Origin of the sequence: Klebsiella sp. RIT-PI-d (genome assembly GCF_001187865.1) — a bacterium.
Classification (GTDB): Bacteria; Pseudomonadota; Gammaproteobacteria; order Enterobacterales; family Enterobacteriaceae; genus Superficieibacter.
Genome location: NZ_LGIT01000019.1, coordinates 20,561 through 33,261 on the forward strand (window position 1 = coordinate 20,561; position 12,701 = coordinate 33,261).

At 51.7% G+C, this 12,701-nt stretch carries 8 protein-coding genes and 1 pseudogene; all 9 read right to left on the minus strand.

The window, feature by feature from the left end; genetic code table 11:
- Window positions 1-99 precede the first annotated feature (99 nt).
- Entirely contained in the window at window positions 100-4,323 is a 4,224-nt protein-coding gene (gene rpoC, locus AC791_RS19380) for a DNA-directed RNA polymerase subunit beta' (RefSeq protein WP_049842131.1), read from the minus strand.
- Between the two features lie 75 nt (window positions 4,324-4,398).
- The gene (gene rpoB, locus AC791_RS19385; RefSeq protein WP_049842132.1) at window positions 4,399-8,427 is read right to left on the minus strand and encodes a DNA-directed RNA polymerase subunit beta; all 4,029 of its coding nucleotides are present in this window, start codon (window positions 8,425-8,427) and stop codon (window positions 4,399-4,401) included.
- A 320-nt stretch (window positions 8,428-8,747) separates the two neighbouring features.
- Entirely contained in the window at window positions 8,748-9,113 is a 366-nt protein-coding gene (rplL, locus tag AC791_RS19390) for a 50S ribosomal protein L7/L12 (protein ID WP_049842133.1), read from the minus strand.
- 66 nt (window positions 9,114-9,179) lie between these two features.
- On the minus strand, window positions 9,180-9,677 hold the full coding sequence (gene rplJ, locus AC791_RS19395; protein ID WP_001207203.1) for a 50S ribosomal protein L10: 498 nt from the start codon (window positions 9,675-9,677) through the stop codon (window positions 9,180-9,182).
- A gap of 420 nt (window positions 9,678-10,097) precedes the next feature.
- On the minus strand, window positions 10,098-10,805 hold the full coding sequence (rplA, locus tag AC791_RS19400; RefSeq protein WP_049842134.1) for a 50S ribosomal protein L1: 708 nt from the start codon (window positions 10,803-10,805) through the stop codon (window positions 10,098-10,100).
- A gap of 3 nt (window positions 10,806-10,808) precedes the next feature.
- Complete coding sequence (gene rplK, locus AC791_RS19405) at window positions 10,809-11,237, minus strand: 50S ribosomal protein L11 (protein ID WP_049842135.1); 429 nt, start codon at window positions 11,235-11,237, stop codon at window positions 10,809-10,811.
- Between the two features lie 157 nt (window positions 11,238-11,394).
- Window positions 11,395-11,940: a transcription termination/antitermination protein NusG gene (gene nusG, locus AC791_RS19410; protein WP_002438628.1), complete on the minus strand. Its 546-nt coding sequence runs from the start codon at window positions 11,938-11,940 to the stop codon at window positions 11,395-11,397.
- Window position 11,941: 1 nt separating this feature from the next.
- Window positions 11,942-12,325: a preprotein translocase subunit SecE gene (gene secE, locus AC791_RS19415; RefSeq protein ID WP_049842136.1), complete on the minus strand. Its 384-nt coding sequence runs from the start codon at window positions 12,323-12,325 to the stop codon at window positions 11,942-11,944.
- 239 nt (window positions 12,326-12,564) lie between these two features.
- Window positions 12,565-12,701: pseudogene (gene tuf / locus AC791_RS20135) on the minus strand (elongation factor Tu); the annotation flags it as partial.

Here is a 12,701-nt window from a genome sequence, read left to right on the forward strand (position 1 = left end):
TACGAATATTCCGCTGCCAGCATATAAAAAAACAGCCAGCAAAGCTGGCTGTTTTGTCAGAGGTCATGTCTGATGTGTAAACACACCAGGCGTAGGCTCTTAGTTTTTGTCAGAACCGCCCAGACCTGCATTCAGCAGTTCTGCCAGGCTCGCAGATGCATCTTCCGCAGTCACCTGAGGTGCAGCTGGCTGTTCGCCTGCTGCGCGACGACGCATACGATCCTGGTGATACGCATAACCGGTACCGGCCGGGATCAGACGACCCACGATAACGTTCTCTTTCAGACCGCGCAGTTCATCGCGTTTACCTGCAACCGCAGCTTCGGTCAGGACACGAGTCGTTTCCTGGAACGATGCAGCAGAAATGAAGGACTCGGTTGCCAGAGACGCTTTGGTGATACCCAGCAGATCGCGAGCATAGGTCGCTGCGATTTTGCCATTCGCTTCCAGATCGCGGTTAGCAATCTTGACGCGAGAGTATTCAACCTGCTCGCCTTCCAGGAAGTCGGAGCTGCCCGCATTATCGATGGTTGCTTTACGCAGCATCTGACGAACGATAACTTCAATGTGCTTATCGTTAATCTTAACGCCCTGCAGACGGTAAACGTCCTGTACTTCGTTGGTGATGTAACGCGTTACCGCGTGTACGCCACGAAGACGCAGAATGTCGTGCGGTGCTTCTGGACCATCGGAAACCACGTCACCACGTTCTACACGTTCACCTTCAAACACGTTGAGCTGACGCCATTTCGGGATCATCTCTTCGTACGGATCGCTGCCGTCTAACGGAGTGATAACCAGACGACGTTTGCCTTTGGTTTCTTTACCGAAGGAAATGATGCCGCTGATTTCCGCCAGAATTGCCGGCTCTTTCGGACGACGTGCTTCGAACAGATCCGCAACGCGCGGCAGACCACCGGTGATATCTTTAGTACCGCTGGATTCCTGAGGAATACGCGCCAGAGCATCACCTGCACCGATCTGAATACCATCTTCAAGCTGGACAATCGCTTTACCCGGCAGGAAGTACTGCGCAGGCATATCGGTACCTGGGATCAGAACATCGTTACCGTTGGCATCAACAATTTTCAGCGCCGGACGCAGATCTTTACCACCTGCGGTACGTTCCGCAGAGTCCAGAACCACCAGCGAAGAAAGACCGGTTAATTCGTCGGTCTGACGGGTGATGGTCTGACCATCAATCATGTCAGTAAAACGAATGAAACCTGCTACTTCGGTGATAACTGGCATGGTATGCGGATCCCAGTTTGCAACGGTTTCACCGCCAGCAACCTGCTCGCCATCGCCTTTACCCATAACAGCACCGTAAGGCACTTTATAGCTTTCTTTGGTACGACCAAATTCGTCGATCAGTTTCAGCTCGGTGTTACGGGAGGTCACTACCAGCTTACCGGCAGAGTTTACAACCGACTTCGCATTGCTCAGACGGATGCTACCTTTGTTTTTCACCTGGATGCTGGATTCAGCAGCCGCACGCGATGCCGCACCACCGATGTGGAACGTACGCATCGTCAGCTGTGTACCCGGCTCACCGATGGACTGTGCCGCGATAACGCCGATTGCTTCACCTTTGTTGATGATGTGGCCACGCGCCAGGTCACGACCATAGCAGTGCGCACAAACACCAAAGTCGGTGTTACAGGATACGACTGAACGTACTTTGACAGAGTCAACGGAGTTCTCTTCCAGCAGATCACACCAGTGCTCGTGCAGCAGCGTGTTACGCGGAACCAGAATGTCAGCGGTACCCGGCTTCAGAATATCTTCAGCGGCTACACGGCCCAGAACGCGATCGCGCAGCGGTTCTTTAACGTCACCACCCTCGATAACCGGGGTCATGGTGATGCCTTCCAGGGTGCCACAGTCGTCTTCAGTGACCACCAGATCCTGTGCAACGTCAACCAGACGACGCGTCAGATAACCGGAGTTCGCTGTTTTCAGTGCGGTATCCGCCAGACCTTTACGCGCACCGTGCGTAGAAATGAAGTACTGGAGTACGTTCAGACCTTCACGGAAGTTCGCGGTGATCGGCGTTTCGATGATGGAGCCATCCGGCTTCGCCATCAGACCACGCATACCTGCCAGCTGACGAATCTGTGCTGCTGAACCACGCGCACCGGAGTCGGCCATCATGTAGATGCTGTTGAAAGAAACCTGCTGCTCTTCTTCACCGTCACGGTTAATCACGGTTTCAGTTTGCAGGTTATCCATCATCGCTTTGGATACACGATCGTTCGCCGCAGCCCAGATATCGATAACTTTGTTGTAACGTTCGCCTGCGGTTACCAGACCAGACTGGAACTGCTCCTGGATCTCAGCAACTTCAGCTTCCGCTTCAGAGATGATCTCGTATTTTTTCTCCGGGATGACCATGTCATCAATACCAACAGATGCACCTGAACGCGCTGCATAAGCAAAGCCGGTGTACATCGTCTGGTCCGCAAAAATAACGGTCGGTTTCAGACCGAGAATACGGTAACAGGTGTTCAGCATCTTAGAGATGGCTTTCTTGCCCAGCGCCTGGTTGACGATGGAGAAAGGCAGACCTTTCGGTACGATCATCCACAAAATAGCACGGCCAACGGTCGTGTCTTTGATGCTGGTGGCTGCGACGAACTCGCCGTTTTCATCTTTTTCGTATTCGGTGATACGCACTTTAACACGCGCATGCAAAGAGGCCAGGCCAGCGCGGTAAATACGCTCAGCTTCTTTAGGGCCAGTCAGCACCATGCCTTCGCCTTTGGCGTTAACACAGTCACGGGTCATGTAGTACAGACCCAATACAACGTCCTGAGACGGAACGATGATAGGTTCGCCGTTCGCCGGAGACAGGATGTTGTTGGTAGACATCATCAACGCACGCGCTTCCAGCTGGGCTTCCAGCGTCAGCGGTACGTGAACAGCCATCTGGTCACCATCGAAGTCGGCGTTATATGCCGCACAAACCAGCGGGTGCAGCTGGATAGCTTTACCTTCGATCAGCACTGGCTCAAATGCCTGGATACCCAAACGGTGCAGAGTTGGTGCACGGTTCAGCAGTACCGGGTGTTCGCGGATCACTTCGTCCAGGATATCCCAAACGACAGCTTCTTCACGCTCAACCATTTTCTTAGCGGCTTTGATGGTGGTGGCGAGGCCACGCAGTTCCAGCTTGCCGTAGATGAACGGTTTGAACAGCTCCAGTGCCATTTTCTTCGGCAGACCGCACTGATGCAGACGCAGGTATGGACCCACGGTGATTACAGAACGACCAGAGTAGTCAACACGCTTACCAAGCAGGTTCTGACGGAAACGACCCTGTTTACCTTTGATCATATCGGCCAAAGATTTCAGAGGACGTTTGTTAGAACCGGTGATCGCACGACCACGACGACCGTTATCCAGCAGGGCATCTACCGCTTCCTGCAGCATACGTTTTTCGTTACGTACGATGATGTCAGGCGCAGCCAGATCCAGCAGGCGTTTCAGACGGTTGTTACGGTTGATCACGCGACGATACAGATCGTTCAGATCTGAGGTTGCGAAACGACCACCATCCAGCGGAACCAGCGGACGCAGATCTGGCGGCAGAACCGGCAGAACGGTCAGGATCATCCATTCTGGCTTGTTGCCAGACTGAACGAACGCTTCCAGCAGTTTGATACGCTTGGTCAGCTTCTTACGCTTGGTTTCAGAGTTAGTTTCGTTCAGCTCTTCGCGCAGCGTTTCACACTCTTGCTCCAGATCCATGCTTTTCAGCAGGGCCTGAATAGCTTCCGCACCCATCTTGGCGTCGAATTCGTCACCGAACTCTTCCAGCGCGTCCAGATACTGCTCTTCAGTCAGGATCTGTTGACGTTCCAGATTGGTCATACCGCCTTCGATCACCACATATGATTCGAAGTACAGTACGCGTTCGATATCACGCAGCGGCATATCGAGCAGCAGGCCGATACGGGACGGCAGCGATTTCAGGAACCAGATGTGGGCAGTCGGAGACGCCAGCTCGATGTGACCCATACGCTCACGGCGCACTTTAGTCTGGGTTACTTCAACGCCGCACTTCTCGCAGATAACACCACGGTGTTTCAGGCGCTTGTACTTACCGCACAGGCACTCATAGTCCTTTACCGGCCCAAAGATACGGGCGCAGAAAAGGCCGTCACGTTCAGGCTTGAACGTACGGTAGTTGATGGTTTCTGGCTTTTTAACTTCACCAAAAGACCATGAACGGATCATGTCTGGCGAGGCCAGCGCAATTTTGATCGCATCAAACTCTTCGGTTTTAGTCTGCGCTTTCAGAAACTTTAATAAATCTTTCACGGATTTGCTCCCGTCGGAGTTAGCACAATCTGGCGCCGGGTCTTACCCCGGCACCAGTGACCTGTTGAGCGAGAGTTACTCGTCTTCCAGCTCGATGTTGATACCCAGCGAACGAATCTCTTTCAACAGTACGTTGAAGGATTCCGGCATGCCCGGTTCCATCTGATGGTTGCCGTCCACGATGTTTTTGTACATCTTGGTACGACCGTTGACGTCATCAGACTTAACGGTGAGCATTTCCTGCAGGGTGTATGCTGCGCCATATGCTTCCAGCGCCCACACTTCCATCTCCCCGAAGCGCTGACCACCGAACTGAGCCTTACCACCCAGCGGCTGCTGAGTAACCAGGCTGTAAGAACCGGTAGAACGCGCGTGCATCTTGTCATCAACCAGGTGGTTCAGTTTCAGCATGTACATATAGCCAACGGTAACCTGGCGCTCAAACTGCTCACCAGTACGACCGTCGAACAGGGTAATCTGACCAGACGTCGGCAGGCCACCCAGCTGTAACAGTTCCTTGATTTCAGACTCTTTCGCACCGTCAAACACTGGCGTTGCGATCGGCATACCTTTTTTCAGGTTTTCAGCCAGACGCAGAACTTCTTCATCACTGAAGGTATTCAGGTCAACTTTCTGACGAACATCAGTACCCAGATCGTAAGCACGCTGGATGAATTCGCGCAGTTTGGCGACTTCTTGCTGCTGCTTCAGCATGGCGTTGATTTTCTCGCCGATACCTTTCGCAGCCATACCCAGGTGAGTTTCCAGGATCTGACCAATGTTCATACGAGACGGTACGCCCAGCGGGTTCAGTACGATATCTACCGGCGTACCGTTAGCATCGTGCGGCATATCTTCGATCGGGTTGATCTTAGAGATAACACCTTTGTTACCGTGACGACCTGCCATTTTGTCACCAGGCTGGATACGGCGTTTAACGGCCAGGTATACCTTAACAATCTTCAGCACGCCCGGTGCCAGATCGTCGCCTTGGGTGATTTTGCGGCGTTTCGCTTCGAGTTTTTTCTCGAACTCGTGTTTCAGTTCGTCATACTGCTCAGCCAGCTGCTCCAGCTGATTTTGTTTCTCTTCGTCGGTCAGGCCGAGTTCCAGCCAGCGATCGCGCGGCAGTTTGTCGAGCTTCTCAGCTTCAACGCCACCGGCAACCAGCACCGCGTAGATACGGCTAAACAGGCCAGCTTCGAAGATCTGCAGTTCTTCAGACAGGTCTTTTTTCGCCTGCTTCAGCTGCATTTCTTCGATTTCAAGCGCGCGTTTGTCTTTTTCTACGCCATCGCGAGTAAAGACCTGAACGTCGATGATAGTACCGGAAACACCGTTTGGTACGCGCAGAGAAGAGTCTTTAACATCAGACGCTTTCTCACCGAAGATTGCACGCAGCAGTTTCTCTTCTGGCGTCAGCTGAGTTTCACCTTTCGGCGTTACCTTACCAACCAGAATGTCGCCACCGGTCACTTCCGCACCAATGTAAACGATACCGGATTCATCCAGTTTAGAGAGCGCAGCTTCACCCACGTTCGGGATATCAGCGGTGATCTCTTCTGGCCCCAGCTTGGTGTCACGAGACACACATGCCAGTTCCTGAATGTGGATGGTGGTGAAACGGTCTTCCTGAACAACACGCTCGGAAACGAGGATGGAGTCTTCGAAGTTGTAACCATTCCACGGCATGAACGCTACGCGCATGTTCTGACCAAGCGCCAGTTCACCGAGGTCGGTAGACGGACCATCTGCCAGCACGTCGCCACGTTCAACCGGCTCACCCAGAGAAACACACGGCATCTGATTGATACAGGTGTTCTGGTTTGAACGGGTATATTTGGTCAGGTTATAAATGTCGATACCGGCTTCGCCCGCGTACATCTCATCTTCGTTAACTTTAATAACGATACGAGAGGCATCGACGTACTGAACAGTACCGCCACGTTTAGCAACCGCAGTTACACCGGAGTCAACGGCAACAGCACGTTCCATACCGGTACCTACCAGCGGCTTATCAGCGCGCAGAGTCGGAACCGCCTGACGTTGCATGTTCGCACCCATCAATGCACGGTTGGCGTCATCGTGTTCCAGGAACGGGATCAGAGATGCACCGACGGAAACCACCTGCTGGGTGGATACGTCCATGTAGTCAACCTGATCGCGGCTGAACAAGCTTGATTCGCCTTTACTACGGCATGTTACCAGGTCTTCTTCAAAGTGGCCTTCGTCATCCAGGTTGGAGTTCGCCTGAGCGATAACGTAGTTGCCTTCTTCGATAGCAGACAGGTAATGAATTTCGTCGGTTACAACACCGTCAGTCACTTTACGGTACGGTGTCTCAAGGAAACCGTATTCGTTAGTCTGTGCATACACGGACAGTGAGTTGATAAGACCGATGTTCGGACCTTCAGGCGTTTCGATAGGACATACTCGACCGTAGTGAGTCGGGTGTACGTCTCGAACTTCAAAGCCTGCACGCTCACGGGTCAAACCGCCTGGGCCGAGTGCAGAGATACGACGTTTGTGCGTAATCTCAGACAGCGGGTTGTTCTGGTCCATAAACTGAGACAGCTGGCTGGAACCAAAGAACTCTTTCACTGCTGCAGAAATCGGTTTGGCGTTAATCATGTCCTGAGGCATCAGGGTATCCAGATCGCCCAGGGACAGACGCTCTTTCACCGCACGCTCAACACGTACCAGGCCAACGCGGAACTGGTTTTCCGCCATTTCGCCTACGGAACGGATACGACGGTTGCCGAGGTGGTCGATATCATCGACTTCGCCTTTACCGTTACGGATATCAATGAGCTTCTTCATCACCTGGATGATGTCGTCTTTGCTCAGGATACCGGAACCTTCGATTTCGTCACGCAGCAGAGAACGGTTGAACTTCATACGGCCAACCGCAGAGAGATCGTAGCGGTCTTCAGAGAAGAACAGGTTCTCAAACAGGGTTTCAGCTGCTTCACGCGTCGGCGGCTCACCAGGGCGCATCATGCGGTAGATTTCTACCAGTGCGCTCAGACGATCGTTGGTTGGGTCCACACGTACAGTCTCAGACATGTACGGACCGTGGTCCAGATCGTTGGTAAACAGCGTTTCAATACGCTTGTGGCCAGCCTGACTCAGCTTAGCCAGCAGATCAAGGCTCAACTCCATGTTGGCCGGGCAGATCAGCTCGCCAGTAGATTCGTCAACGTAATCTTTAGACGCAACTTTGCCTGCAATGTACTCAACCGGGACTTCGATATGCTTGATATCGTCTTTTTCCAGCTGGCGAATATGGCGCGCAGTGATACGGCGGCCTTTTTCGACGTACAGTTTGCCGTCAGCTTCAATGTCAAAGGAAGCGGTATCACCACGCAGGCGTTCCGGTACCAGTTCCATTTGCAGCTTGTTGTCGCGAATTTCAAAGACAACTTTGTCAAAGAACAGATCGAGGATCTGCTCAGTGGTATAGCTCAGTGCACGCAGAATGATGGTCGCAGGGAGTTTACGGCGACGGTCAATACGAACAAACAGGTTGTCCTTCGGATCGAATTCGAAGTCCAGCCATGAGCCACGGTAAGGGATAATACGCGCGTTATACAGCACTTTACCCGAAGAGTGGGTTTTACCTTTGTCGGAGTCAAAGAAGACGCCCGGACTACGGTGCAGCTGAGAAACGATAACACGCTCAGTACCGTTGATGACAAAGGTACCGTTATCGGTCATGAGCGGAATTTCGCCCATGTAGACTTCTTGTTCTTTAATGTCTTTAACGGTGCCTTCCGGCGCTTCACGCTCGTAGATCACCAGACGCAGTTTTACGCGCAGCGGTGCCGAATAGGTCACGCCACGGATCTGACATTCCTGCACGTCAAACACTGGTTCGCCAAGGCGATAGCTGACGTACTGTAGTTCAGAGTTACCGCTGTAACTGGCAATCGGGAATACGGAACGGAAAGCTGCTTCCAGACCATACTGCCCTTCAGGATCTTGCTCGATAAACTTCTGAAACGAGTCAAGCTGGATGGAAAGGAGATAAGGAATGTCCAGAACCTGCGGACGCTTTCCAAAATCCTTACGAATACGTTTTTTCTCGGTATAGGAGTAAACCATTAGGGTTCCTCAGCTCGCTGACAAGTCGACCCACGCTGCCCATCAAAGGGGCAGTTTATGCAACACTATTTTGTTGATCGGAAAATGGAACACTTTCCGCAATACCTGTTGCTATCACGCTTAAACCATTTCGCTGCGATTTACACAGTACGGACAACCTGTCGCAGTATATTAAGACGTCGATAGAAACAAACATTGTCAGGACAACCAGCAGTCAAACAGTGTGAAATGCTACTAGTGCCTTACAGCGCAAAAAGGCTGGTGACTAAAAGTCACCAGCCATCAGCCTAATTTCTCAGGCTGCAACCGGAAAGGTTGGCTTATTTAACTTCAACTTCAGCGCCAGCTTCTTCCAGAGATTTTTTCAGTGCTTCAGCGTCATCTTTGCTCACGCCTTCTTTCAGAGCGGCCGGAGCAGATTCTACCAGGTCTTTAGCTTCTTTCAGACCCAGGCCAGTTGCGCCACGTACTGCTTTGATTACAGCAACTTTGTTCGCGCCGATACCTTTCAGAATCACGTCGAATTCAGTTTTTTCTTCAGCAGCTTCAGCCGGGCCAGCAGCTACAGCTACAGCAGCAGCAGCAGAAACGCCGAATTTTTCTTCCATTGCAGAGATCAGTTCTACAACGTCCATTACGGACATAGCGGATACTGCTTCAATGATTTGATCTTTAGTGATAGACATTTAAATTGTTCCTGAAAATCAGAATAAGTTTATACGTAAGCAGATGCTTGATAAAGATAACTGCGATTAAGCAGCTTCTTTCGCATCGCGTACAGCAGCCAGAGTACGAACCAGTTTGCCAGCCGAAGCTTCTTTCATGGTTGCCATCAGGCGTGCAATTGCTTCTTCGTAGGTCGGCAGGGTTGCCAGGCGATCGATTTGCGATGCCGGGATCAACTCACCTTCAAAGGCTGCGGCTTTGACCTCAAATTTTGCATTCGCTTTCGCGAACTCTTTGAACAGACGAGCAGCAGCGCCCGGGTGTTCCATAGAGTATGCAATCAGGGTCGGACCAACAAACGTGTCTTTCAGGCACTCAAACTGAGTACCTTCAACGACGCGGCGCAGCAGGGTGTTACGAACAACACGCATGTATACGCCAGCTTCACGACCTGCTTTACGCAGTTCAGTCATTTTGTCTACAGTAACGCCACGGGAATCCGCAACTACTGCAGACAGCGCGCCTTTGGCTACTTCGCTGACTTCAGCAACAATCGCTTGTTTGTCTTGAAGATTTAAAGCCATTAGCTTTGCTCCTGGATGTTTGCCAGAACTCATGTTCTGGAACTCACTTCACTCTCCCAAACGGAAAGAGCGTCTTAATACGGTGAGCAGAAACAAGCCAGAGTATTCAAAAAATAATCTTAGCGTTCTGTCACCGTCTACGCAGGGGATTAAGTTTCTTGCGAAACACCTGCGGTCTTCGACGGAGGCCTGGATAGGCCAGGCTCCAACGAACAAATCTTGTCTATGACTTCGTCCTTCGAACTGCAGCGGCGTTAGCTACTCTCGTTCACACCAGTCGTGTAGTTAACTACACTCCCGGCGATTCACTCGTTTGCTGCCTTGCTGCAATTCAAATGACTCGCATAGAGCTCTGTATATTTCAACAGAAACGTGGGGGTAGAATTGTAGACAAATTCACCGCCCACGTAAAGGCGAATATTAGTTCGCCACTGTCGCAGTCAGGCCAGCCTGATCAACGGCAACGCCAGCACCCATGGTGGTGGAGAGGCTAACTTTCTTGATGTACACGCCTTTAGCCTGAGTCGGTTTCGCTTTTTTCAGCGCAACCAGCAGGGATTCCAGGTTTTCTTTCAGTTTGTCAGCGTCAAAATCCACTTTACCAATGGTGGTGTGGATGATGCCGTTTTTGTCGTTACGGTAACGAACCTGACCTGCTTTCGCGTTCTTAACTGCTTCAGCAACGTTCGGGGTTACAGTACCGACTTTCGGGTTAGGCATCAGACCACGTGGGCCCAGAACCTGGCCCAGTTGGCCAACAACGCGCATTGCATCCGGAGAAGCAATAACAACGTCAAAGTTCATTTCGCCTTTTTTGATCTGTTCAGCCAGATCTTCCATACCTACCAGTTCAGCGCCTGCAGCTTTAGCAGCTTCAGCGTTTGCGCCCTGGGTAAATACGGCTACACGAACTGAACGGCCAGTACCGTGCGGCAGTACAGTTGCACCACGTACGTTCTGGTCAGATTTACGAGCGTCGATGCCGAGGTTTACAGCAACGTCAACGCTTTCAACAAACTTAGCGGTAGCCAGTTCTTTCAGCAGAGCGATAGCTTCATTGATGTCGTACTGCTTGGTTGCATCAACTTTGTCACGGATCACGGACATGCGCTTGGTCAGTTTAGCCATTTCTTAATCCTCCACTACCAGGCCCATGGAACGTGCAGTACCTTCGATGGAGCGAGTCATCGCTTCAACGTCGGAACCAGTCATGTCGGCAGCTTTGGTCTGCGCGATTTCCTGCAGCTGAGCGCGGGAAATTTTACCTACTTTGTCTTTGTTCGGCTTACCGGAACCAGACTTAATACCAGCCGCTTTTTTCAGCAGAACTGCTGCCGGAGGCGTTTTGGTAATGAAGGTGAAAGAACGGTCAGCATAAACGGTAATAACAACCGGAGTCGGCAGACCTTTTTCCAGGGATTCAGTTTTCGCGTTGAACGCTTTGCAGAATTCCATGATGTTCACACCTTGCTGACCCAGTGCTGGACCAACCGGTGGACTCGGGTTTGCCATACCAGCTGCAACCTGCAGCTTAACGTAGGCTTGTACTTTCTTAGCCATTCTTAAATCCTCGTAATGGGTTATAACGCCTCAAAGAGGCTCCCCGTGATAAATATCGTCTTACGGGCACATGACCCATAAAAACAAAAGGCGCGAAATTGTATGTCAATTTCGCGCCCTGTGCAACGATTAAATCGCCGCTTTTTTGATCGTCTGGTTACGCTTTTTCGACCTGCGCGAAGTCCAGTTCTACCGGGGTCGCACGACCGAAGATAGAGACCGAAACTTTCAGGCGGGACTTCTCGTAATCGACTTCTTCGACCACGCCATTAAAGTCAGCAAACGGACCATCGCTAACACGAACCATTTCACCCGGCTCAAACAGCGTTTTCGGACGCGGTTTATCGCCAACCTGCTGCAGGCGGTTCATGATGGCATCGACTTCTTTGTCGCTGATTGGCGCAGGACGATCGGAGGTGCCACCAATGAAGCCCATCACACGCGGTACGCTACGTACCAGATGCCAGCTTGCATCGTTCATGACCATCTGGACCAGCACGTAGCCCGGGAAGAATTTGCGCTCGCTTTTGCGACGCTGGCCGCCACGGATTTCGACCACTTCTTCGGTCGGGACCATGACTTCACCAAACAACTCTTCCATATTGTGTAATTTGATATGCTCGCGAAGCGACGTTGCTACGCGGCCTTCAAAACCGGAAAACGCCTGAACGACGTACCAGCGCTTTTTAGGAGCTTCAGACATCTCAGAACCTCAGGCCAGTGATAAAGGAGACCAGGCGGACCAGAATACCATCCAGCCCCCACAGGATCAGTGACATGACAGCAGTCACTGCAGCCACAATTAATGTTGTGTGTAACGTTTCCTGACGAGTTGGCCAAATCACCTTACGGACTTCGGTTCTCGCTTCGCGGGCAAAAGCTACAGTAGCCTTACCTTTGGTTGTCAACAGCGCGACACCGCCCGCTGCAGCAATAAGAATTACTACTGCCAGCGCGCGGAGCGGCAGCATCATGTCACGATAAAGATAGTTGCCGACAATAGCTACGATGAGCAATACGGCAACAATTACCCACTTCATCGCTTCCAGGCCGCGCCCGCTCCCTTGAGCTTCGGTATTCGCACTCATAAACCAACCTGTCACCAGAATTCATACCAATATTTCACCCCACGCAAGCAGGATGAGCCTAACCGAAATGCCTGCTGCGTTTCGGCGCTATATTTCCCAGAACGCCCTCTTCAGAGCCTGTCTCAGCAATGATTATGACCCAAAAAATCACTGATGAGCCAGGTTCTGGTGTGAAAGCGTGCAAAAAGGGCATCAAATGATGCCCTTTTATCGCGCATTGCGTCAAATGTTATCAGTGATTAGCTGAGAACTTTAGCAACAACGCCCGCACCAACGGTACGGCCGCCTTCACGGATTGCGAAACGCAGACCGTCGTCCATCGCGATCGGGTGGATCAGGGTAACAACCATTTTGATGTTGTCGCCCGGCATTACCA